This is a genomic window from Robiginitalea aurantiaca (genome assembly GCF_030380815.1).
Taxonomy (GTDB): domain Bacteria; phylum Bacteroidota; class Bacteroidia; order Flavobacteriales; family Flavobacteriaceae; genus Robiginitalea; species Robiginitalea aurantiaca.
Genome location: NZ_JAUDUY010000006.1, coordinates 90,464 through 113,823, shown reverse-complemented (window position 1 = coordinate 113,823; position 23,360 = coordinate 90,464). Strand labels below are relative to the sequence as shown.

At 47.2% G+C, this 23,360-nt stretch carries 26 protein-coding genes and 1 tRNA gene; 9 read left to right on the top strand and 18 right to left on the bottom strand.

What is annotated here, in order from left to right; genetic code table 11:
* Window positions 1–957, top strand: a complete 957-nt coding sequence (locus QU605_RS12085; protein WP_289725579.1) for a phosphoribosylaminoimidazolesuccinocarboxamide synthase — start codon at window positions 1–3, stop codon at window positions 955–957.
* Between the two features lies 1 nt (window position 958).
* Here QU605_RS12085 and QU605_RS12080 read toward each other — a convergent pair whose 3' ends face one another.
* The 5 genes from QU605_RS12080 to QU605_RS12060 form a co-directional block, all read right to left on the bottom strand.
* Window positions 959–1,606: a 3'-5' exonuclease gene (locus tag QU605_RS12080; RefSeq protein WP_289725578.1), complete on the bottom strand. Its 648-nt coding sequence runs from the start codon at window positions 1,604–1,606 to the stop codon at window positions 959–961.
* Window positions 1,603–3,522, bottom strand: a complete 1,920-nt coding sequence (locus tag QU605_RS12075; RefSeq protein ID WP_289725577.1) for a DUF294 nucleotidyltransferase-like domain-containing protein — start codon at window positions 3,520–3,522, stop codon at window positions 1,603–1,605. Before QU605_RS12075 ends, QU605_RS12080 begins: the two co-directional genes overlap by 4 nt.
* An 82-nt stretch (window positions 3,523–3,604) precedes the next feature.
* Complete coding sequence (locus QU605_RS12070) at window positions 3,605–5,137, bottom strand: GMC oxidoreductase (RefSeq protein WP_289725576.1); 1,533 nt, start codon at window positions 5,135–5,137, stop codon at window positions 3,605–3,607.
* A gap of 3 nt (window positions 5,138–5,140) precedes the next feature.
* Complete coding sequence (locus QU605_RS12065; RefSeq protein WP_289725575.1) at window positions 5,141–5,524, bottom strand: hypothetical protein; 384 nt, start codon at window positions 5,522–5,524, stop codon at window positions 5,141–5,143.
* Window positions 5,525–5,862: 338 nt separating this feature from the next.
* Window positions 5,863–5,936 (bottom strand) — tRNA-Met (locus QU605_RS12060).
* Between the two features lie 137 nt (window positions 5,937–6,073).
* Between QU605_RS12060 and QU605_RS12055 the strand changes: the two genes are divergently transcribed.
* Complete coding sequence (locus tag QU605_RS12055) at window positions 6,074–6,457, top strand: START-like domain-containing protein (RefSeq protein WP_289725574.1); 384 nt, start codon at window positions 6,074–6,076, stop codon at window positions 6,455–6,457.
* A 54-nt stretch (window positions 6,458–6,511) separates the two neighbouring features.
* On the top strand, window positions 6,512–7,360 hold the full coding sequence (locus QU605_RS12050) for an aminotransferase class IV (RefSeq protein ID WP_289725573.1): 849 nt from the start codon (window positions 6,512–6,514) through the stop codon (window positions 7,358–7,360).
* Here the strand turns inward: QU605_RS12050 and QU605_RS12045 are convergent.
* The 5 genes from QU605_RS12045 to QU605_RS12025 form a co-directional block, all read right to left on the bottom strand.
* Window positions 7,357–7,917: a YqgE/AlgH family protein gene (locus tag QU605_RS12045; RefSeq protein ID WP_289725572.1), complete on the bottom strand. Its 561-nt coding sequence runs from the start codon at window positions 7,915–7,917 to the stop codon at window positions 7,357–7,359. The two genes, QU605_RS12050 and QU605_RS12045, sit on opposite strands and share 4 nt — an antisense overlap.
* Window positions 7,918–8,016: 99 nt before the next feature.
* Complete coding sequence (locus QU605_RS12040) at window positions 8,017–8,289, bottom strand: HU family DNA-binding protein (RefSeq protein ID WP_289725571.1); 273 nt, start codon at window positions 8,287–8,289, stop codon at window positions 8,017–8,019.
* 177 nt (window positions 8,290–8,466) lie between these two features.
* Window positions 8,467–9,417 (bottom strand): methionyl-tRNA formyltransferase, encoded by a 951-nt coding sequence (gene fmt / locus QU605_RS12035; protein ID WP_289725570.1) that lies wholly within the window; start codon window positions 9,415–9,417, stop codon window positions 8,467–8,469.
* Window positions 9,414–11,312, bottom strand: coding sequence for a RecQ family ATP-dependent DNA helicase (locus tag QU605_RS12030; RefSeq protein WP_289725569.1), 1,899 nt, complete (start codon window positions 11,310–11,312; stop codon window positions 9,414–9,416). Before QU605_RS12030 ends, fmt begins: the two co-directional genes overlap by 4 nt.
* Window positions 11,284–11,865, bottom strand: a complete 582-nt coding sequence (locus tag QU605_RS12025) for an AAA family ATPase (RefSeq protein WP_289725568.1) — start codon at window positions 11,863–11,865, stop codon at window positions 11,284–11,286. The genes QU605_RS12030 and QU605_RS12025 overlap by 29 nt, the downstream gene beginning before the upstream one ends.
* Before the next feature lie 191 nt (window positions 11,866–12,056).
* On the opposite strand from QU605_RS12025, the gene QU605_RS12020 reads away from it, so the two are divergent.
* From QU605_RS12020 to QU605_RS12005, 4 genes are all read left to right on the top strand, one after another.
* Complete coding sequence (locus tag QU605_RS12020) at window positions 12,057–12,341, top strand: DUF493 family protein (protein WP_289725567.1); 285 nt, start codon at window positions 12,057–12,059, stop codon at window positions 12,339–12,341.
* Between the two features lie 83 nt (window positions 12,342–12,424).
* Window positions 12,425–13,078 carry a DUF4290 domain-containing protein gene (locus tag QU605_RS12015; protein WP_289725566.1) on the top strand — a complete coding sequence of 218 codons (654 nt, stop codon included), beginning with the start codon at window positions 12,425–12,427 and terminating at the stop codon, window positions 13,076–13,078.
* A 3-nt stretch (window positions 13,079–13,081) separates the two neighbouring features.
* On the top strand, window positions 13,082–14,389 hold the full coding sequence (murA, locus tag QU605_RS12010; RefSeq protein WP_289725565.1) for a UDP-N-acetylglucosamine 1-carboxyvinyltransferase: 1,308 nt from the start codon (window positions 13,082–13,084) through the stop codon (window positions 14,387–14,389).
* 207 nt (window positions 14,390–14,596) lie between these two features.
* Window positions 14,597–14,887: a hypothetical protein gene (locus QU605_RS12005; protein ID WP_289725564.1), complete on the top strand. Its 291-nt coding sequence runs from the start codon at window positions 14,597–14,599 to the stop codon at window positions 14,885–14,887.
* A 2-nt stretch (window positions 14,888–14,889) separates the two neighbouring features.
* Here QU605_RS12005 and QU605_RS12000 read toward each other — a convergent pair whose 3' ends face one another.
* From QU605_RS12000 to QU605_RS11965, 8 genes are all read right to left on the bottom strand, one after another.
* Complete coding sequence (locus QU605_RS12000; RefSeq protein ID WP_289725563.1) at window positions 14,890–15,885, bottom strand: pirin family protein; 996 nt, start codon at window positions 15,883–15,885, stop codon at window positions 14,890–14,892.
* A gap of 19 nt (window positions 15,886–15,904) precedes the next feature.
* Window positions 15,905–16,375 carry a VOC family protein gene (locus QU605_RS11995; protein WP_289725562.1) on the bottom strand — a complete coding sequence of 157 codons (471 nt, stop codon included), beginning with the start codon at window positions 16,373–16,375 and terminating at the stop codon, window positions 15,905–15,907.
* A 22-nt stretch (window positions 16,376–16,397) separates the two neighbouring features.
* Entirely contained in the window at window positions 16,398–16,826 is a 429-nt protein-coding gene (locus QU605_RS11990) for a (4Fe-4S)-binding protein (RefSeq protein ID WP_289725561.1), read from the bottom strand.
* Window positions 16,827–17,126 carry a GNAT family N-acetyltransferase gene (locus tag QU605_RS11985; RefSeq protein ID WP_289725560.1) on the bottom strand — a complete coding sequence of 100 codons (300 nt, stop codon included), beginning with the start codon at window positions 17,124–17,126 and terminating at the stop codon, window positions 16,827–16,829.
* A complete protein-coding gene (locus QU605_RS11980) occupies window positions 17,126–18,571 on the bottom strand; it encodes an amidohydrolase (protein WP_289725559.1) in 1,446 nt (481 codons plus the stop codon). The genes QU605_RS11985 and QU605_RS11980 overlap by 1 nt, the downstream gene beginning before the upstream one ends.
* 89 nt (window positions 18,572–18,660) lie before the next feature.
* Window positions 18,661–19,968, bottom strand: a complete 1,308-nt coding sequence (locus QU605_RS11975) for a cryptochrome/photolyase family protein (RefSeq protein ID WP_289725558.1) — start codon at window positions 19,966–19,968, stop codon at window positions 18,661–18,663.
* Window positions 19,969–20,661 (bottom strand): SDR family NAD(P)-dependent oxidoreductase, encoded by a 693-nt coding sequence (locus QU605_RS11970; RefSeq protein WP_289725557.1) that lies wholly within the window; start codon window positions 20,659–20,661, stop codon window positions 19,969–19,971.
* Window positions 20,662–20,667: 6 nt separating this feature from the next.
* A complete protein-coding gene (locus QU605_RS11965) occupies window positions 20,668–21,165 on the bottom strand; it encodes an SRPBCC family protein (protein ID WP_289725556.1) in 498 nt (165 codons plus the stop codon).
* Window positions 21,166–21,317: 152 nt separating this feature from the next.
* Between QU605_RS11965 and QU605_RS11960 the strand changes: the two genes are divergently transcribed.
* Both QU605_RS11960 and QU605_RS11955 read left to right on the top strand, forming a co-directional pair.
* Complete coding sequence (locus QU605_RS11960) at window positions 21,318–22,316, top strand: hypothetical protein (RefSeq protein ID WP_289725555.1); 999 nt, start codon at window positions 21,318–21,320, stop codon at window positions 22,314–22,316.
* 182 nt (window positions 22,317–22,498) lie between these two features.
* The gene (locus QU605_RS11955; RefSeq protein ID WP_289725554.1) at window positions 22,499–23,341 is read left to right on the top strand and encodes a DUF2911 domain-containing protein; all 843 of its coding nucleotides are present in this window, start codon (window positions 22,499–22,501) and stop codon (window positions 23,339–23,341) included.
* Window positions 23,342–23,360: the final 19 nt, after the last annotated feature.

Here is a 23,360-nt window from a genome sequence, read left to right as displayed (position 1 = left end):
ATGAGTCAGACGATTACCAATACAGATTTTAGTTTCCCCGGACAACAGGAGGTGTATAAAGGCAAGGTGCGGGAGGTGTATTTTCTTGAGAATGACCTCTTGGTTGTCGTGGCCACAGATCGGCTCTCTGCTTTTGATGTGGTATTGCCGAAAGGGATCCCGTACAAAGGCCAGATCCTCAATCAGATTGCTTCGCGGATGATACAGGCCACTGCAGATATCGTACCCAATTGGATAGAAGCCGTCCCGGACCCAAATGTAACAGTAGGAGTGCGATGTGAACCGTTTAAGGTCGAAATGGTCATTCGAGGTTACCTTGCAGGGCATGCGGCTCGGGAGTATGCCAAAGGGAAACGAACCCTGTGTGGGGTTGAGATGCCCGATGGCATGCGTGAAAACGACAGGTTTCCGGAACCTTTGATAACACCTGCCACGAAAGCGGAAAAGGGGGATCACGATGAAGACATATCGCGTGATGCAATTCTGGAGCGCGGCCTGATCTCTGAGTCGGATTATACCCTGATGGAATCTTATACCCGAAAGCTCTTTCAAAGAGGGACTGAAATTGCCGCTGAAAAAGGCCTTATTCTTGTGGATACCAAATACGAATTTGGCCGGGCACCCGATGGTCGTATTATGCTTATCGATGAAATCCACACCCCGGATTCATCCAGGTATTTCTACTCCGAAGGCTACCAGGAGCGGCAGAATAAGGGGTTGCCCCAAAAGCAACTTTCAAAGGAATTCGTCAGGCAGTGGTTGATATCCAAAGGATTCCAGGGCCTGGAAGGGCAAAAACTCCCGGAAATGACCGATGCTTACGTCGCTTCGGTTTCGGAACGGTATATCGAGTTGTACGAGCATATTCTGGGTGAACCCTTCAGAAGGGCGGATATTTCAGATATCCAGAATCGAATTGGGGAAAACGTCGCTCAGTATCTTCAGAATCGAATTTGATTCAAGTACCCATCCGTATCAAAGCCTTGAGGGTGAGGTCCCTTTTTTCCTGTAACTGACTCAGGATTTGCAGGAACGCCAGTGCCGTTATGTACGCATCTCCCAGGGCTGTATGCCTGTCCTTGCAGGAGATATTGTACTTCTCGGCCAGTTCATCCAGTGAATAATGCTGTTTTTTGGGAACTAACGGACTTTTTAAGAGGGTTTTCCTGTAGAGCAGTCCGGTATCCAGGGCAATATTCGTGAAATAAGGCAATTGATGACGTTGTTGCGCCCTTCGAATCATTTCGAGGTCAAAGCCAATATGGTGGCCTACCAAAATGGCATCCCCTACATAGTCTCTAAGTTGAACCAGGGCTTCTTTCTCCGAAATTCGTTTATTGGGACCTTCCCTCATAATCCCATGAATGGGAACGGATCTGGCGTCAAAATGGTCCTGGGCTAAAAAAAGCTCAAGGGTTTCGCTGACTTTTATTCGATTGTCCTTAATCTTCAAGCCACCCAGACTAAGGATGCGGTCCTGTAGCGGGTCGAGTCCCGTGGTCTCCGAATCAATAACTGCGAAGCTCACATCCGTAACAGGCGTATCGCTAACCCGGCCCGACCCTGCAAAAACCCGTCTTAAATCAAATGATTTACCTAATATCATACAATCCGATTTGAGACCTTAAACCTGACTGCAACAAGTTCCTGGAGTTCCTTCAGGATTTTAAAAGTGCGTTTTAGTTTTATCTTTTCTTCCTTGTTCAGTGTATCCAGGGCAATAAACCGCCCTGAATCGTTGTGTAGCATACCCTGTTTGGTTCTGAATTTCAACAGTGCCTTGGTGGCATAGGAACAGGAGAGAAAAAAATCGCGATTATTGGACTCGAGTTCCGCCAGTTTTTCAAAGCGTTCTGCCGTATTATTTATATAGCGGACCTGATGGGAGAGAATAAGTACCCTGGCAGCATCTGTAAAGGGCATAAGAACACGGCGCTTCAGATCAAAAAAATCCTTGTGTTTGCCGTCCTGTTCTACGAGGAATTGACGGAAAAAGCCGGTAGGGGAAGGGTTTTGGAGGGCTCCACTCGCGAGATGGTAATAGAACATCGGATATTTATCCGTATTGCTGAAAATGTGATTGGATAATTCAGTTACGAGGTTTCGGCTCCCGAAAGTATAGTTAAAGTCAAAGAAGATAGAGGAGAGCAGGACTTCTTCCTTTCCCGGATTGTGAATCCAGCTGCTGATTGTTTCTTTCCACGCGCTGAGTGGCTTACACCAATTGGGATTAGAGGCCATCATATCTGCTGGGCAATATTCGTACCCGATCGTTTTGAGGCCTTCGTTCACGCGTTTTGCCAATTGGAGAAAGTAGGCTGAAACCATTTCTGAATCCGCTCGTGAAACATCCTCATAGACCAGGGCATTATCCTGATCTGTTTGCAGGAGTTGTTCACCTCTTCCCTGGCTCCCCATGGCCAGCCAGGCAAAGGGGACAGGTGGTTTACCCTGTTTTCGGAGACTGAGCTCCAGGATCCTTTTAATACAGGCATCGTTAAGCTCAGAAATCATTTTCATCGTAATGGACATGGGGATGTTGTTCTCCAAATATCCTTTTAGCAGAATGGCGATGCGACTGCGGATAGGTTTTAAGCGCTTAACTTTTCGCGTACGTTTAATGGCCCTCAGCAGTACTTCCGGGCTATTGCCAAGGGCGAGCATCAGATCGTATTTTGAGATGATACCGACCACAGGGCTTTCCGTGGTTCCATCCTCTGTCAGGCATAAATGCCCGATGCCATTTTTCATCATGGCGAGTTGTGCCTGTGTAATGGTCATCCTGGCCGGATACGTAACTACCGGGCTGGTCATAATCTCCGCGGCAGGAGCTGATATAGGGTGGGCTCCGGTAACAATTTTATTGCGAAGATCTTTGTCGGTGATAATTCCTTGAGGAAGGTTGTTGTTCAGGACGATAACGGAACCCACGTTATTTTCAGTCATCATGGCGGCCACTTCCTGTGCCGGGGTTTTCGGGGTGCAATACACCAGGTCTTTCCGGGGATGAATGGGCAGGATTTCGGTAAATGGGGTATCATGCCTGCCGGATATCATCCCGGATAGGGCATTACCTGGCGTATTGGAGATTTTCCGTGAATATGGGTTTCGGGTATTCGAGGCAAAAGATGCTATAACAAAGTCCCCTACCTCCTCATAGGTTTGAATCAGGGGTCGAAACTCCGATATTGGAAGGGCATAAAGGATGCTGTCTTCCCGACTAACAGCCTCTAATTTGTAGTTCTCCCCGGCCATCAAGGGGCGAAGGCCAAATAAATCCCCTTCATCACATATATCAATAATCTCCCCTCCGTCCTTATTTTGAAGCTCTACGGCCCCACGGTGAATGACGTAGAAAAATTCATGAGCAGGTTCGTCCACTCCAAAAATGCGAGTACCCCTCTCCTTGTAAATAATTTCAACAGCCTCAGACAGCCTTCTCAGGTCACGTTTAGTCAGATCGTTGAATGGGGGGTATCGGCCCAAGAAATCGGCTACCCGTTCAGCTATGCGATTGCTCATACCAGCAATTTACGTCAAAATATCCTTAGCTGACAAGGTAATAAGTCTTGCCTCTGAGCAGCGCTTTTAACCGCTTGAATCGTTAGACCAACCCTTTAACATGATCCGAGAGGCGGAGGGACAGGGCGGTCAGGGTTAACGTTGGGTTTGGAGCTCCGGAGGTCGGGAAGCAAGCGGCTCCTGCGATAAAAAGGTTGGATATTCCGTGGACCTTACAGTTGGCATCCACAACACCCTTCTTAGGATCGTCTGACATCCGGGTCGTTCCCATATGGTGCCAGCCTCCATTTGTAGAGTCCGGGAAGGTATGGTCATTTTCATCCCTGAGGAAATCATTCAGGCGTATCCTTCCGATTTCGGAAAGGCCTGCCTGCTGTCCCAAAATCTGATACATTTTACGGACACTGTATTTGTCAAGCGGTGTTAGTTCCCAGTGCAGATTTGCCCTGGGAACGCCCAGGGAGTCTTTTTCAGTTCCCAGGGTAACTCTCGAGTTGGGGTTTGGTGCCTGCTCGATTCGCGTAATGAGGGCGTAGGCGCGCTCAATATTCCCGGTTTCTTTTTTACCTAATTTTTCGGCTTCCCTCCAGTTTGCAAACATATTTTCACTGCTCTTTCGGGGATCATTGTCCTGCCAGGTTTCCATACGGGGTTTGGCGTGTTTAGCGATGCGGAGCGGTTCCAGGGAGGCGGTTCCATTAAGCATTTTATGTTCCCTTTGAGTGCGCTCGGTAATAGCCAGTTCCGCACTGGCTTTGGTCTCCCCGTACGTCCAGGAATACAAGTTAGTTGGGAAGTTTTTGGGTAGCCATAATTCTGCAGACGCCACCTCCAGGTGCTCCTGAAAATATCTGCCGACCAGATCGTTCTGATTTCCAATGCCCTGTGGCATTTGCGTATTGGACGCGAGGAGCATTCTCGTATTTTGGATGGTACCGCAGGCCATGATAAAATGCTTCGCTTTTACGATATGCCTCTTGCCGGAGTGATTGGCTACCTCAATTTCAGTGATGTGCTTTTTAGTGCTATCCAGCCTGAGGTCAATGGCATTGGCATAGGTGTAGAGATGTATTTGCCCGGACTTTACGATGGGATTTTTATATTCCTTTCCGAAATGGGCAACACTGAATTGCCACATCTTGTTCCAAACGACTTCTTTTTTAAATGGGAAGGGATTCAGATCGGGGAGTTCTTTGTCCCAGTATTCGTAATCGTATTTATAGGGCCCTAATTGCAGGGTTTCTTGTGCCTTTGCATAATATGGATCCAGATCCTTTTTGGATATAGGCCAACCGCTGTTTGGAACCCACTCCCTTATTTTAAAATCGAGGTCATCCATGGGGGAACACATGCCGGCCCAATGCCCGGTAGTCCCGCCGAAATAGTGTAATCGGGCTGATTTAAGCGGAAAGTATTTCTGACCTGAGGTCTTTCCATTGTATAACTCCTGTACCTTATCGTCGTAATCGAACCCACCTCCTTCCAGAAGGACTACATTATAGTCGCTGTTCATCCAGTCCAGGGCAATACTAATGCCCGCAGCACCAGCCCCAACAATACATATATCCCCCGTTATAACGGATTGGTTTGGTAGTTTTCTGGCATCTGTATGCACGTGCTATGTTTTATGGTTTAGCGAATAAAGCGCACATTGTCGCGCTTCCGTCCTTGAAAGTACCCATCCATCGATACAGATGGTGTCTCCACTGGTATAATTGGCGACAATCTCTTGTCTTATCTTCTGTATGATACCATCCCCTGTGGTCGCATCTGCCTCTGGCAGCAGCGAAATCAATTCGGTTTCCGATGATTCTCCAGGGTTTAGCTCAAGGTAGTGGGATCCAATTTCATCAATGGATTGTCCATCCATGATATGGGAGAGGAATTCCGGCTCGATGACCAGTTCATGATAACCGGATGAATCTTTATTGTAGTACCATATCGGTAATGCTACCGAAGTGATTCCCAGAGCGGAATACACCAAAAAGTTTCTACGTTTCATCTTTGCACTAAATCGGGAGGAGTTGGCTGTGGTTCCTGATATTAAAAACGATTGTTGGAAATACAATCGTGGCAATCCACATGAGCGTAAATTTTAAAAATGCATGACGAAGCGCCCAGCAGATAGTCGGAGAACAATCCGACATCCATCCCTGTTAAGATAGTAATAATTTGATTATCAAGCGATAAAAATTTGGGGACAGGCAAAGTATTCTGGTATTCGGATTTCGCAGTTCGCGTGATAAATTCCATTTGAAAGGTGCAGGCATGAGATGGCTACAGGATCTTCAGGAGATAATGACCGAGCATAAAAAACCCCCATAGAAGGGGGTTTTGGTGTAGCGAGAGGGAGACTTGAACTCCCGACCTCAGGGTTATGAATCCTGCGCTCTAACCACCTGAGCTACCTCGCCATTTACGCGTTAAACGGGGGCAAATATAACTCTTAATTTCTTCCTCTTCAAAATTGATCCTTTAAAAAGTTTTAGGGAATTATTTTTTTATCTTTTAGAAATCTATATATTGTCCGAAGACAAAAAGGAGACCCCAAATGAGCGAGAAAATCAAGTATGAATTGGAGTTTGTAATTCAATCTTCACCCCAACTCCTTTTTCAATATCTCGCCACCCCTTCCGGACTTTCGGAATGGTTTGCTGATAATGTGAATTCCAGAGGCGAACTCTTTACCTTTATCTGGGATGGATCTGAGGAGGTAGCCCGATTACTCAAGCGTAAAACAGATGAATTCGTGCGTTTTTCATGGGAAAACAACGAGGAAGACTGCTTTTTTGAAATGCGCATTATTGTAGATGAGATTACCAAAGACGTCTCACTTTTTATTATTGATTTTGCCGATGAAGATGAGGTAGAGGAGGCCAAAATGCTGTGGGATAATCAAGTATCAGATCTCAAGCAGGTAATCGGTTCCAAATAGTCCTTCACGCTATAAGTATTGTATCTTTGCCCCGTTTTATTTAAAGGCTAATTCATGGTCAATTTCAATGGGGATCTCCTTCCGGATTCGAGTCACTTTCTCAATCATAAAAACCGCGGCCTTCAATTTGGGGACGCCTTATCTGAGCGGATACGTTATACCGGCCGTACATTGCTCTTTTGGGAGGAGCATTACTTCAGGTTGATGGCGTCAATGCGCCAGCTCCGGATGGAAATACCCATGGAGTTCACCCTCGAACACCTGGAGGAAGAAATTCTAAAGACGATCGAAGCCTCGGGAAGGGCGGGGGATCCCAATGAGATCTCCGTCACCGTTTTCCGGGCAGAAGGAACAGGGTTGCTTCCGGATACTTTGTTGGTTTCCTTTATAATAGATGTTGCGCCGCTTTCAAAAGCGGAATACACTTTAAAAACTCCTGGCCTCAAAGCCGATCTGTTTAAGGATTACTATGTTCAGGCAGATGGGCTCTCCCGACTCCCACACAACAGCAAACTTCCACTGGTACTCGCATCGATTTTCGCCCGGGAAAATGGTTACGGCACGTGTCTGATCCTGAATCACAGGAAGGAAATCGCGCTTGGGCTGCATGGAAATCTCTTCTATCGAAAAGGGACTGAGATCAAAACGCCCCCTTTATCCAATGGGTGTCCGGATGGGATACTGCGCAAGTTCTTGCTGAAGCAGTCATGGGAGAATACACCTTATCAGCTGACGGAAGCCGATATATCCCCCTTTGAACTACAACAGGCCGATGAACTATTCATGACCGATATTTCAACAGGTATAACGGCTATAGGACAATACAGAAAAGCGCAATACACCCTTGAGGCAGCCTTGTTTACTTCAAAAATGATCAATGAATTTGTTCGCAGTGCCGACTAATTAAGGCTGGGGTTTTCAGGAGCATTGGACCAGAGTAAGTACTGTCCTCCCAACTCTCTCATTTTCTCCCGCCAGAAAGTCTGAGCCGGCTCTTTAATAATGTTGCTCTCGTAGTTGTTGGCTACTACAATCCAGGATTTGGAACTTAACTCCTGGTCGAGCTGAAGGGAGGCCCAACCTGAATACCCCAGGAAGAACCTGATTTCGTTCTGACTGATTTGTCCTGTATTGACCAAAGAAACGGTGATGTCAAAATCCCCACCCCAATAGATTCCATCAGAAATTTCAACAGATTGCGGAATAAGATCAGGAACCTTGTGAATAAAATACAGGTTGTCCTGTTCTACGGGCCCGCCGTTAAAAACCGGAAAGGGCACTTCAATTTCCGTTACCAATTCGTTCATACTGTAGTTGAGCGGTTTATTCAGAATAAACCCCACTGAACCCTCACCATTGTGTTCGGCCAAGAGTACAACCGAACGGTTGAAGGAGACATCCCCCGTAAGCGAAGGTTCTGCAATTAGAAGTTTTCCTTTTTTTGGTTTTAAACCAACCATGGTCTCGGGTGTTGCTCAACTAAAAATAGAATAAATCGCCTAATTAACAAAAAAAGCACCCCGAAGGGTGCTTTAATATTTTAGATAAGGTAAGCTGAATTAATTTACAGCGTCACTCAAATCAGATCCAGCTTTAAATTTTACAACCATTTTTGCTGGGATTTGGATGGTTTTTCCGGTTGAAGGGTTACGACCTTCACGCGCATTCCTTTTAGAAACGGACCAAGATCCGAATCCTACCAGAGAAACACGATTACCTTTTTTAAGGGATCCTTCAACGTTTCCTAGGAAAGATTCCAGTGCCTTTTTAGCCGCAGCTTTGGTGATGCCAGCGTCTGCTGCCATAGCATCGATTAATTCTGTCTTGTTCATAATTTAAAATAATTAAGAGTTGTTATACATATTACAAAGCGCTGACAAATTTATACGGATTTAGCGGCCAGACAAGTAAAACCGGGGGAAATCCCCGTTTTTGTTGATAACTTCGGAGCATTGTTGATAAACATGAAAAATATGAACCACTTTTGGGAAGCCCTATAAAATGGGGCCTCACAGAAATCGTGCACTTTTTTGGATTTCCAGACCATTCAGGATGTCTTTAACCGGCATCCGTCGCTTACCCGGCAATTGCATTTCCAGTACTTCAAGCCAGCCATCTGCAGTTCGCGCCAAAAGGCGGTTTTCGCGTTTTACAATACTGCCGGACGGGGCTTCATCGTTCAGATCATCCGTTGTACTGCGAAAGATTTTAACCCGTTCCACAGTGCCATTGTTCTCAAAATGGGTCCATGCCCCGGGAAAGGGACATAGGCCGCGAATTTTATCATGGACTTTTTGTGTGGGGGTGTCCCAGTCCAGTTGGGTGTTTTCGTTAGTTAGTTTGGGCGCTTTTTTTGGTGTTTGAAGATGTTTTTGTGTTCGGGTTTTTACAGGTCCGGCTTCGATCATCCTTACGGTTTCCAACACAAGACGGGCTCCCATTTGCATAAGCCTCTCATAGAGTTCCCCTGTAGTTTCATCAGGTCGTATGGGCGTTTTTTCCTGCAGTATAATTTGTCCTGTATCTATTTCAGCATCGATAAAAAATGTGGTGACCCCGGTTTCTGTTTCTCCATTGACGACTGCCCAATGAATGGGGGCGGCACCCCTGAAATCGGGAAGGAGGGAGGCGTGGAGGTTGAATGTGCCAAAGGCGGGTTGTGCCCATACCACCTCCGGAAGCATCCTAAAGGCGACAACGACCTGAAGATTTACATCTAATGCTTCCAATTGACCCACAAACTCCGGATCTTTTAACCGTTCCGGCTGCAGTACCGGAATCCCATATTTCTCGGCGCATTCTTTTACAGGGGAAGCCTTTAAAGTCCGACCCCGACCGGCAGGGCGGTCCGGGGCTGTTACGACGACAACTACGGGATAGCCATTTTCAAGCAGGGCTTCCAGGGACGCAACAGCGAAATCGGGAGTGCCCATAAATGCAATTCTAAGGGTGTTTTTCATGATAAGATGTACTGGTTTTCTGATCCGAGAATTAGCATACCCTTGTGGAGAAGGATCTGCAGGCATTCCAGGGTTTGGCCTTCGGGGTGCGCCCAGTTTTCCAGGAGCTCCCTGGAGGTTTTGGGGCCTTCCCTTAAAGACATCAGGATATTTTTTTCAATTGCCTGCAGGTCGGAGGAATCCAATGGTTTCTGGCTCAGGCAAACATCACATGATCCACATGGGTTTTTTTGAGTTTCTCCGAAATAGGACAGTAATTGCATACTGCGGCATTTCCTTTCGTTTTTTAAATAGGCTGCCATTTGCGCGACTTTCTCCTCCTTGATCTTCCGTCGGGTTTTGATCTGTTCGGAAAATGGGTAAATTGTCTTTTCATCTTCTCTGGGGACCAGGAATCTTAAAAGGATATCCCCCTGTGCCTGATGGAGTTCGAGAATCCCGTCTTTATGCATGCGATCTAAACGATCGCTGATCTGCCTTTCAGAGGTCCCGAGTTTTTGAGAAATCAGGCGTGTATTTATAAGGGTTTCAAAATCGAATAACCCCCCGTAGGTCCGAAGCAAAACCTGAAGCGTCTCTTTCATTTCAGGATGCCTGCCAAAATACTCCCATAGCTCTGACTTACGCGTGGTTATACGGACTCGGGTTCGTTTCCAGAATTCCTGGCTGAGTGAGAGGATTCCCTGCCGGTCCAGGATTTCCATGGCATTATAGGTAAGATTTATAGGGAGTTTATAAGTTTGGCAGAAATCGGCCAGGTGGAATGGGAAAGATGTTTCAATCCGCTCTCCGTAGGGTATGTTCAAATAACTATTGAGCTTCTGATACGTTTTTAAGACGTCCGCAACTGAAGGAAGATTGCCGAGGAATTGGTTTCTGGCTCTTGAGATATCATCCGGTCCCAGGAGCACGTGGGCATAAGCCCTTTGACCGTCCCTGCCCGCCCTTCCGGCTTCCTGAAAATAATGTTCAAGGGTTTCCGGGACGTTATAGTGGATGACAAGCCGCACATCCGATTTGTCGATTCCCATCCCAAATGCATTGGTGGCAACCATAATTTTTTGTTTACCCGATTGCCATTGTTTAAGGCGATCACTTTTCACATCAGCAGGCAAGCCACCGTGAAATGAAGCTGCCGAAAACCCCTGTTGTTTCAGGTGTTCGGATAAAACGACAGTGGAACGTCTCGAATTTGTGTAAACTATAGCACTTCCCTGATGGTTCTTCAGGAGTTGCTGCATGCGGTAGTTTTTATCCTCAGTTTTCTGGACGGAGTATATGAGATTGGGGCGGTGGACCGAGTCTTTAAATACAACTGGATTTTTAAGCTCCAGCAGCGTTTCCACATCTTCCAGGACCTTAGGCGTCGCCGTTGCCGTTAAGGCCATTACTGGAATATTGGGGTGTAAATCGCGCAGGACAGCACATTTCAGATAGGCAGGCCTGAAGTCAAAACCCCATTGCGAAATGCAATGCGACTCATCCACTGCAATTAAGCAAACTGAAAGTTCCTTCAACCTGCTGAGCACAAGTTCCTGTTGCAACCGCTCAGGTGATAAATACAGCAGATCGTATTTGCCGTAAAGCACATTGTCCAACAGGCGACCCAGATCGTCCGGTTTTAGTTTTCCCGAGAGGCTCAGGGCGCGGATCCCCCGATTCTTCAAATCCGCCACCTGATCCTCCATAAGCGCCAGCAGGGGGGAGATCACAATGCAAACCCCGGGATTTACCAATGCCGGAATCTGGTAGCAGAGCGATTTACCGCCACCTGTCGGCATCAGGGCCAGAACGTCTGAGCCATCGAGTACCGCCTGGATAATCCGTGCCTGGGAACCTCTGAAGCCATCGTAGCCCCAATGAGCCTTAAGAACTTCTTCCGGAGTCTTTTTCATCGTTTCGTGCTAATATCTCCAGGACCTGGTTTACCCGGTCTTCTATGGTCCCGAATTGTATGGATTTCACGTCGTAACCAAAGCTTCGGTAGGTACGCTCCAGACAATCGTGGATTTCACAGGCCTCTTCAAAACTTTCCATACGTTCATTATCGCGCCTGTAAATGGCTTTCCAGGGGGGAAGTACAATTACGGTGTCGTACTTGTACTCATTACACGGACCGGTAAACTCTGAGTCGTAGGCCTGTCCAAAATAGTCCATATAGGCCAATACATCCGGAATTCCCCTATCGAAAAATACAGGAGTAAGCTGCAATTTGATAGCATCTTCGAACTGGCCTATCCTGGCCTGAAGCAGCATCCGGTTGAAGGTAAGAGGGTCCTCTACAAAAGTAAGTGGATTGGTTAGCGCCTGAACCTCCTTTTTTTTGGCATCCAGGGTCATCTCCCGAATAAATTCATGAAAACAATAGTGACCCCGGCGTTCAAGCTCCTCTATCAGAGCTGTTTTACCGGTCCCGGGCCCTCCCGTAATCACCGTTTTTTTGGCCATAGCAATGTTCTCCGGTCTGTTCAGGCAAAAGTACGGAATCCAAAGCGCTCATTCAAGATGAACTTTTTGGACACCCGAAACAAAAGAGTCCGGAAAACCTCATGATTCGATTGTATATTCAGATAGGTTGAAACCGTTTTGGTTTCCCTGGGAATAAGCTTGCAAGATTCTTTTATATTTGTAAAAAAAAGATGGATCAGGAATCTGAAGCGTTTTACGGCCGCCTAAAAGAAGAATTACAGAATGGAACCGAATGGCCTTCCACTTACCTCTACAAGTTTATCGTGCCTTCAGATTCAGATAAGACGGACAGGATTGAAGCTATTTTTGACAATACGGGCGCAGTAATCGAAACCCGCAAATCCAAAAATGGAAAATACACCAGCCTGTCCATTACGGTACACCTGGAAAACCCGGATAAAGTCATTGAAAAATACATCGAAGTAGGCAAAGTGGAAGGGGTGATTTCCCTTTAATATGGCCATTTCGTTTAATTTTGGTAATTTGCACACCGGGAGCAGCTCCCATCTTATTTAGTTAACCCACCTATACTTCACATTTGAATACAGTAGAAAACCTCGAGTACAATACCGAACGTCCTCATTTACACATTCCGGAATACGGACGACATTTTCAGAAAATGGTCGATCATGCCTTGACCATCGAAGACCGGGAAGAGCGAAACCGCGTTTCCAAGGCGATAATCAGCCATATGGGAAATATGCAACCGCATCTTAGAGACGTCCCGGACTTTCAGCACAAATTATGGGACCAGTTATTTATCATGTCCGACTTTAAACTGGACGTGGAATCGCCCTATCCGATTCCGAGTAAAGAACTCCTGCAACAGCGACCTGATGCCCTGGAATATCCTCAGAACCATCCGAAATATCGGTTTTACGGGAATAACATCAAACGTATGATCGATCAGGCAGTTCAATGGGAAAAGGGCGATAAACGCTCGGGTCTCGAATATGCCATCGCCAACCATATGAAGAAGTGTTACCTGAACTGGAATAAGGATATGGTAGACGACAAGGCGATTTTCAATCACCTCTACGAATTGAGCAACGGCGAGATCGATCTTGCCTCGGACGGAGAGAATCTTACAGATAGTGGTCACTTCCTCAGACAACGCACTGTGCGTTCAAATCGGAGTACTTCATCCAATAAAAAGGGCCAGCGAACCGTTCGTGGTAAAAAACGGTACTAATTCATGGGAACATTTATCATTGAAGGAGGGCACCAACTCCATGGGGAAATAACCCCTCAGGGAGCAAAAAATGAAGCCCTGCAAATTCTTTGTGCAGTATTACTGACACCCGAAACAGTTACAATACAGAACATTCCGGATATTCTCGATGTCAATAAACTCATCGGAATTCTCGAAGACTTAGGGGTTAAGATTCAGAAAAAAGGAAAGGGGTCCTACACCTTTAAGGCGGACGACGTGAACGTGGATTATTTACAATCTGAGACGTTCAAAAAAGACGGACGCGGCCTCAGAGGCTCCATTATGCTGGTCGGTCCAATGCTCGCGCGTTTTGGGCAGGGGTTTATCCCCAAACCAGGCGGAGACAAAATAGGACGTCGGCGACTTGACACCCATTTTGAAGGATTTGTAAAACTGGGGGCAAAATTCCGGTACAATCGGGAAGAACATTTTTTCGGTGTTGAGGCCAGGCGTCTCAAGGGCACTTATATGCTCCTCGATGAGGCATCTGTTACGGGGACGGCCAATATTGTTATGGCATCCGTTCTTGCTGAAGGGACTACAACCATATATAATGCTGCCTGTGAACCTTATCTGCAGCAGCTTTGTAAAATGCTCAATAAGATGGGCGCTCGTATTTCCGGTATCGGATCCAACCTCCTTACAATTGAAGGGGTTGAATCTCTTGGGGGTACTACGCATCGGATGTTGCCCGATATGATCGAAATCGGGAGTTGGGTTGGATTGGCCGCCATGACACAGAGCGAACTGACCATTAAAAACGTAGGTTGGGAAAATCTCGGGCTGATTCCATCCGTTTTTGGGAAACTGGGAATTACCCTAAAGAAAAAAGGAGATGATATTTTCATCCCCGCCCATAAAAAGGGATACGAAATACAGAATTTTATAGACGGCTCAATCCTTACCATTGCAGATGCGCCTTGGCCGGGACTTACGCCGGATTTATTAAGTATCATCCTGGTGATTGCCACACAGGCCAGGGGAGAGGTTCTCATTCATCAAAAGATGTTTGAAAGCCGCCTGTTTTTCGTGGATAAATTGCTGGACATGGGGGCGAAGATTATTCTGTGTGATCCGCACCGTGCCACAGTAATCGGACACGATTTTAAATCTACCCTGAAGGCAACCACCATGGTATCTCCGGATATACGCGCAGGGGTTTCTCTGCTGATTGCAGCACTTTCGGCCAAAGGAACATCCACCATACACAACATCGAGCAGATCGACCGGGGGTATGAGGAGATCGATACCCGATTAAGGGCCATTGGGGCACATATTACCCGAGTCTGATGTAATCTGTCTGAAACACTCACAACAGATCTGTAGGTGAAAAAGTCAAGGATTCAATGGGTTTCAGGGATATGCGCTGCTCTTGCGCTCTTATCACTGTTGTTTTTCCCTCAGGTCCTGTTAATCCCATTATTGGACCAACCTTATTTGCCATTTGGAACCCTTCTGACCTGGGTGGGGTATATTGGTTTGTCAGTATTCTTTTTCATGAGCTCCAAAGGACTCGCCCATCCGGAGCACCCCTTACTTTTAGTACTTCGAAAATTATTTCTCTTTACCCTATTGCTGTCCTTGCTATGGGGACCTGTGATGTTTTTGCTATCAGGGAATTTCGCAGGAAATTTTGAAAATAAGGAAGCCTTCCGTGGAAGCCAGAGGGCTTCTAAGGTATACTGGACACTGAATTATGCCCTGGCCCTCCTCCCTGTGGGGCTCTGGTTCCTACAGGCTGTATTTACATTCTTTTGGCGTAAGGCACCGGGGTCGGGTAAAAAATAGATCTAGGGTTCGATGATTTTCCCATCGGGATATTGCGCAAATCGGCCTTTCTCCCTGGGGTGTACATTGTCCGGATAAGGCCAGGGCCAGCCTCCAAATCGGGTTAACTGGTATTCGTTCATCGCCCGCTGGATTTCGTCTGAATCATTCATGACAAAAGGCCCGTATTTTGCTACGGGTTCCGAAATCGGTTTTCCTTCCAGCCATAAAAAACGAGCATTCCCTGCGCCGTTCTTTAGCGTAAGGGATGAGGCTGGAAGTTTTGCCCCCAATCCGGTTTGCAGGGTCTGACCGCCCAGGTCGATTTCTCCGCCCTCTAACATAAAGATTCGCCGTTTACTGTCTTTTGATGCGGCAGGTATCTCAAACACAGCTCCGGGCTCCAGGCTTACCAGGGCGATAAGGACACCGTTATCCGGATCGGCGGCCCAGGAATCCGGTGGTGCCTCCGGTCCTTGTTTTCCGGAAAAAAGACCCGATATAAGCCGAAGCTCCCATCCCGAATCGGAAATTTGTGGAATGTCCTTGTTCCAAAGCATTTTAAAATGGGGTTCTGCCATTTTCTTTGCCGCTGGAAGATTTAACCAGATCTGAAAGAGTTCCAGTGTATTTGGGGCATCCTCCCGCAACAAAGGAAACATCTCGGAATGCTGTACACCCCGACCCGCGGTCATCCACTGTACATCTCCATTTCCAAACCGGGCTGAGGCCCCAAGTGAATCAGAGTGGTCGCAATACCCTTTTGTAACGATGGTAATGGTCTCAAACCCCCTGTGCGGGTGGGAGGGAAACCCCGGGATAGTCGTCCCGTGATACATCCGCCAGCCATCCTTGATCACGAAGTCATTACCAAGGGGCCTGCCGGAAAGGGAGGCATCGGGGCCCATGTCCGAATTTCCTTTAGGGTAATGATCCAGATGGTGAACGCAAAAAAGAAATGGGTCCTCGGTTTCCCAGGGAAAACCCAGGGGGAAAATCGCTATGGAATCAGTTTTCATAGGGGTTTTGTTTACAGTCTCAATGAGGTGCGTTGTTGATTTCGATCCAATTGTTTTCAGGATCCTTCAGATAAATCTGTCGAACCCCATCTGCGCGCAGGGTTACTGCCCCTTTCGTCCCAGGCCAGTCCCAATAGGGTATCCGGAGTTTGTCCAAATGGGCTATAAATGCCTGCAGATCTGTCGTAGACAGGCAAAGGTGTTCGCTTTTGCGGTCCTGCTCTGGCACAGATTCCTTACGAATCAGATGCAGCTGGGTATTCCCCTGAATTACAAACCACCTGAATCCCTCAGGCTCTGAAGGGTGCGGGATTTCCTTTAGCTGAAGGGCCTCTGCATAATAGTCTCCGACCGATTTCAGGTCCTCGACTTCGAGGGCAAAATGATCATAGGTAAATTCAAATTCCTGAGCCCCGAGTCGTACCGTAGTCGTTACTAAAATAAAGAACAGCAAGCATCCTGTTCCCGGGCGTAAAAATAGCTTCAGCATTGTCATGGGTATTCGAGAGGCACTAATCAAAATCCAGTTTCTTATGAGAACCATCGCAGTAGGGTTTTTTATCAGAAGCACCACATCGGCAAAGCGAAACATTCCCGCCATCTGTTTGGGTGATCTGGTCTGCGACCCTGATCTTTACACTGCCACTGACCAGTAAGGGGCCTCCGGCAAGCACGTTAATTTCTACTGCTTCAGCCGTGGAGTCCCTGTCCTGATCATTATCCTTTTCACGGTAGGTCAGGGCACCTGACGGACACTTACCGATTTGATCCTTTAAATCGTCAATCGTTGCGGCCTCGGGGCGAATCCAGGGTTTTTCGTCCGGGCGATATACCTCTGGCAGCATTTTGACGCAGATCTCGGAGTGGATGCATTTGGCGGGTTTCCAGATCACGCTGAACCCATCCTTATCGTAGTGTTTTGTAATTTCTTTTTTATTCATTCAGGCGATATTGATTCCTTTTAAGACGAGCTCCTTCCATTCCGGGTTGCGCTTGAGGTAGAGGGCAACAAAAGGGCAGAGTGGGATCAGGGTCAATCCCTGTCGTTTGATATCCCGCAGGGCGGCGCCGATAAGCGCAGAGCCTATGCCCATACCAGATAGCGTATGAGGGACCTCCGTATGCGTTAAATAGATTTTATCTTTTGCCCGTATGTACTCCAAACGTGGCCTTTCCGACCCAACATGGAATTCATACTGGCGTTTATCCGCATTGTCGATCAGGTCGTAGTCCAATTTCATTAGTCCTCAATTTCAATTGGAGGCGGTCCTTCAGGAATCATCGGTTTGTAAACCGTATTTCCTTTTCGCTCCACGAATTCAGCTTTTACCTTCTCCACAAGGGATTCATTTTCAAACAGGTCAACCATGGTCATTCCCATAGCTTTTGCTGCATAGAGCATTCCCTTGTGACCAATGCTCATACCTCCGCAGGCCACTACGGCCCATGAATGCCAAGGGGTATCTTTAGGGGCAACGGTAACCCCCAGGTTGATGTTGGCTACATTCCAGCTAACATCACCTACATCTGTGGAACCACCGCCGGGATGCTCCGCTGTTTCTTTTAAGGGAAGTATGGCACTGTCCATACCTACTTGTGGTTTGCCTGTGGCTTCCTGTATTTTTTTTCCGAATTCCGTTTCCGATTCCGTATAGGAGATCGGACCGAGTATTTCAAGGTTTTTCTGCATGATCTCTCCTCCGGAGCGGTTTACGAGTACTTCATAAATCCCGGAAATAAGCGAAATTTTATAATCTACGTCGGCCATAATAGCCGCACCCTCAGCCATTTCCTTTATGCGCTCGTACACCGGAGTCATCCCGCTTCGTTTGGTATCCCGAACCCGGACCCAGATCTTGGAATAATCCGGAACCACATTTACAACTTGTCCGCCATCCTGAATGTGGTAATGTACCCGAACCGTAGGTTTTATATGCTCCCTGTAGTAATTAATTCCTGTAGTGTAAAGTTCCAGAGCATCTGAAGCGCTTCTGCCATTCCAGGGATCTGCCGAGGCGTGAGCCGCCTGGCCGAAAAACTCCACTTTGAAATCCACCAGGGCCAGGGTGCTTTGGACATCGGCTTCAGTCTGTGCGCCGGGATGCCAGCTTATGTTTACATCCACATCGTCCCAAAGTCCATCACGGACCATCCAGATCTTGCCAAAAAACTTCTCTTCGGCAGGAGTTCCAAGGAACTTCACCGTACCGGACAGTTTTCCTTCCTCTATAAGCTCTTTTATTGAAATCGCGGCAGCCAGGCTCGCCGTCCCGAACAGGTTGTGTCCACAACCATGTCCGGCGGCACCTGCGTTAAGGGGTTCCTTCTCGGGCTGCGCCTTTTGAGAGATTCCCGGAAGGGCGTCGTATTCCCCAAGGATACTGATCACGGGTTTTCCGCTCCCATAGGTCGCTACAAAGGCCGTAGGGATTCCGGCAACACCACGTTCGACTTTAAAACCATTTTTCTCAGCGTAATCGGAGAGGATTCTGGAAGAGCCGGTTTCCTCGAAAGCCGTTTCGGCCAAAGCCCAGACAGAATCACTTATGGCGATTAATTCTTGTTCATGTTTGGCAATCGATTCGGCAACAGCTTTTTTATTCCCTTTGAGTTTCTGGGCGTAGACAGTGCCATTCGAGAAGGCGAAAAGGAAAAAGATTGCTAAAATAAAGGTTCTTTTGATCATAGGGTTGGTAGTTTAATTTCCCTTTAAAGATATCAAAAAAACTACCCGGTATGACTAATGCAGTAGGTAAACTGCGGAAGTTGCAGAGATTAATTGAGCGCCTCTTTGTAGGTCTGGAGGCAACGTTCCCGGGCCTGTTTGTGATCCACCATTTTTTCCACATAATCCGGGGAGCCGAATTCGGGAATCCAGGTTTTGATGTAGGAGTGGTCTTTATCGAATTTATCCACCTGAGTCATCGGGTTGAAAATCCTGAAATACGGAGCAGCGTCTACCCCGCTTCCCGCCGCCCACTGCCAGTTCCCGACATTACTTGAGCATTCATAATCCAGCAATTTTTCCGCAAAATACGCTTCGCCCCACCTCCAGTCAATCAGCAGGTGTTTACACAAAAAACTGGCTACGAGCATGCGAACTCGGTTGTGCATATACCCCGTTTTGTTAAGTTGACGCATCCCGGCATCTACCAGTGCGAAACCGGTTTCTCCCTTTTTCCACTTTTCAAATTCATCTTCCCGGTTGCGCCAGGCAATGCGGTCGTACTGTTTTTTGAAAGCAGCAGTAGTCGTGTGAGGGAAATGCCATAGGATTTGCATAAAAAACTCCCGCCAAATCAGTTCATTCCAAAAGGTTTCATTTTCGGATTCCATGGCTTTTTTAAGTGCCCTGCGCACTGATATCGTGCCAAATCTCAGATGAGGCCCTAAATGAGAAGTTCCGTCTGCAGCAGGATAGTTCCGGGTCTTTTCGTAATTCCGAACCAATTCGGATTCCAAATTGTAGTCGGGGACGGAGATATCCGAGGCCCTGAATCCCAATTCACCCAGAGTCAGTGCCGGAAAATCACCGAATTGAAGGAGGTTGTTCAAACGCGTTTCTGAAGGCAATGATAATGGGACATCTGAAGTTTTGTAGATCTCCTTCCATTTGTTCTTATAAGGAGTATAAACCACATACGGATTCCCATCGTCTTTAGTAATTTCGTTTTTTTCAAAAATCACATGATCCTTTGAGGTTTTAAAGGAAATGTCTTCCGAGAGAAGGTATTCTTCTATTGCAGTATCGCGTTGGCGGGCATAGGGCTCGTAGTCCCGGTTTGTATAAACCTCCGTGACATCCCAGTGGGAGGTAAGTTCTTTAAAAACGTCCAGAGGGGTGCCACTGTACATGGCAATTCCGCTGTTGTAATCCTTCTGCAAGGTCTTATTGAGGTTTTGAACCTGCTGATGGATAAAGGTGAGCCGGGCATCATCCTCCGGCAGCTCTTTCAGGATTTCCCGGTCGAAGATAAATATTGGGAGGACCGGGTGGTTCGAGGCCAAAGCCTTAAACAAGCCTGCATTATCATCGAGCCTCAAATCCCTGCGAAACCAGAATATGGAAACCTTTTTTTTCAATCAGCCAATATTAAGGGTAGAAATTCCTCCGTCAACACCAAGGACCTGACCGGTCATCCAACTGCTATCCTCTTTGAGGAGGAAAGCAGCCATACGGGCAATATCGCCCGGAGTTCCCACCCGATTCATCGGATGGCGTTCTGCCATTTTCTCCTGCTTTTTCTCATTGTTCAAAAGCCGTTTCGCCAAAGGCGTATCGACCAGAGAAGGGGCAATTACGTTGACCCGTAATTGAGGGGCATACTCCGCAGCAAGCGCCCTTGCAAAACCTTCGATGGCTCCCTTAGCCGCCGCCACACTGGTGTGGAAGGGCATGCCGCTGCCTACGGCCACGGTGCTGAAGAAAACCAGACTGGCTCCCGGATTGAACCTGGGCATGATTTCTTTAAGGATCCGTACCAATCCCAAAAAATTTATCTCAAGGTCTTTTTCAAAAGTTTCCGGATTCAACATTCTAAAAGGTTTTAGGTTGATGCTACCCGGGCAATAGACAAAGCCATCCAGCGTCTCTGGCAGGGCGGATAAATCCCATTCGTCTCCGGTTACATCAAGAGTAAATGAGGTAACTCCACCCTCTGTCGAACTTTCCGGATTCCGTGAGGCCATAATGATGTTACAATCCTTTTTGAGGATGCTTACAAGCTCCTGGCCGATTCCTGAGGAGCCACCAACGATAAATATTGTCTTTTTCATAGCAATTTATAAAGTCTGAATATCAAAAGTTGTGGGGTGCCCCGGGACGGACCCGAACAGGTCTGTCAAAGCCTTTTCCCGATGTCTGAAAATCCCGACGAGTTGTTTGCGGACAAAAATCGGGTGAGCCAGGCTGCCCAGGATACCCAAGGGCAATTTATAATCGACGATATCCTCCATCAGCACCCCTTGGTCCATCTTTTTGATAAAATGTTTGTGGTGCCACAGGCTGTAAGGACCAAAGCGCTGTTCGTCCACAAAATAGGATCCGGGTTCTACATGGGTGATCTCACTTACCCAGCGTGTGCGGATGCCAGGGATAGGGGAGACTTTGTATTGAATGAGTTGTCCCGGATACATGGGCCGGTCCGCCCCGCTGAGGATCTGGAACCCCATGTGTGCCGGAGTTATTTTCTGAAGGTTTTCCGGATTGGACAGGAAATTCCAGGCGTCTTCAGGAGAAATAGGCAGCGTCTGCGTGGCGTGTAGTCGATATAGTTTCATAAAAGTAAAACAAAGATACAATCATTCTGTTCAATGTACATTGATAATGAGTTAAACAAAATATAAAAACAACTACATTTTACGCGGGATGTAAAACTTGAGCAACATGCATTGCAGGCCTCCTTTTTGGTCAGAAATCGTACCTTTCGACAATGCGAAAATATTGCTTCACCTTGCTTCTTTTAGGTATTATGGCCTTGCCATTCAATCTCACGGGTCAGCTTCATGCCAAATGGAAGGGTGCCCTTTCGGAAATAGTTCACGAGAGCTCAGGTTTATTGCTGCTGAATAATCGTTGGGTAACCCTAAACGATTCGGGAAATGCTCCAATCCTCTACGAAATGGATACCACCTCTCTTGAGGTCGTGCGGGAGGTGACCATTAGCAATGCAGTTAATACCGATTGGGAAGCGCTTTCGGCAGACGCCACACACATCTATATCGGGGATTTTGGTAATAATCTGGGGAAACGAAACGATCTGCGCATCCTGAGGGTTCCCAAAACGGAGTATTTGAAAAAGGATATCGTAGAGGCTGAGGTTATTTCTTTTTCCTATGAAGACCAGGTAAATTTTAGCGGGAAAGGAAATAGCGACTGGGATGCCGAAGCCCTTATCGCCGGACCTGATTCCCTTTGGGTATTCACCAAGCAATGGCAAAAGAAGGGCACCACGGTTTACAGCCTTCCCAAATCCCCTGGAAGGCATATAGCCCAAAAAGGCGCCTCGTTTAATGTGAGGGGGCTGGTTACCGACGCGGCCCTGGACCCCAATAAGGATTTGTGGTATCTGCTGGGGTATACAGGCGAATTACAACCTTTTATCCTTCAGGTTCCGGCCGAATCCCCTGCTGCAGGTTTTCCCGTCAATACCAAAAAACACGCATTGACCGTAGGATTTGTAAAGGAAAAAGGAATCGTTGTAAAGACAGAGGAGGCTTTAGTGATGGGAGTAGAAGCGCTTACGCTGACTGAACCCCCTGTTCCCATAGGGTTTGCCCAGGCCGAAGGCCTGGCAATAAGCCCGAACGGGGATTTATTTATCAGCTCTGAAGCATTTGACCGCAAAATCATATCCCTCCCTTCAGGACTGTATCACATCCCTTTCAAATCACTTATGCCCTTACACCAGGCAAAGGCCGGCGAGCGATAAGCTCTACCTAAGTTTGAAATAAAGCATCTTTTGAACATTCTTCGTTGTCCTGCAATTCTTACTGAACGTGTCCATCGGAAGGTTTTGGGACTGATCGTATTAGACTGTGTATTTAAGATTTATTTAACAAAACATGCCTGTCATTCTGAGTAGTTTTGATCCAACTTAAAATTCCAGTTAAAATGAAAAGAATTACTTTATTGATCCTGGCCTTGTGTACAGGATTTATCGGGCTTTCGCAAATGCAAACGCCCGCTCCAAGTCCCGGCGCCAAAGTGGAACAGATGGTCGGACTTACGGATGTCACGGTTACCTATTCACGTCCATCGATGAGAGGACGGACTGTTTTTGGAAACCTTGTTCCCTTCGATAAACTATGGAGAACGGGAGCGAATGCCAACACTACAGTGAGTTTCAGCGATGATGTCACGGTTGGCGGAAAAACGCTTAAGGCGGGTACTTATGCTGTCTTTACCAAGCCTATGGCCGACAAGTGGGAAGTTATGTTCTATATGGACACCAACAACTGGGGTACACCTGCCGATTGGGATGCTTCCAAGGTAGCGGCCAGTGTAACTGTTCCTTCGATGAAAGCCTCTCCAACGGCCGAAACATTTACAATTACCCTGGACAACCTGAACAACAATGGCGGAACACTGGGTATCTGGTGGGAGAACACCTATGTCGGAGTCCCATTTGAAGTACCTACCAAAGCCAAGGCGATGAAAAGTATAGAAGCGGCCATGGCCGGTCCTTCTGGCAATGATTACTATGGCGCCGCTTCATATTACTTCCAGGAAGGAATGGAGATGGATAAAGCCAAAGAATATATCGACAAGGCCGTCGCAATGAATCCGGATGCATTCTGGATGATGCGCCAGCAATCCCTGATCTACGCGAAAATGGGCGATAAGGCAGGAGCTATCAAGGCGGCAAAGAATTCTCTGGCAGCCGCTGAGAAGGCTGGAAATGCCGATTATGTAAAAATGAATAAGGACTCTCTCAAAGAGTGGGGGGCGATGTAAACCGCTTTTCAAAATTTGA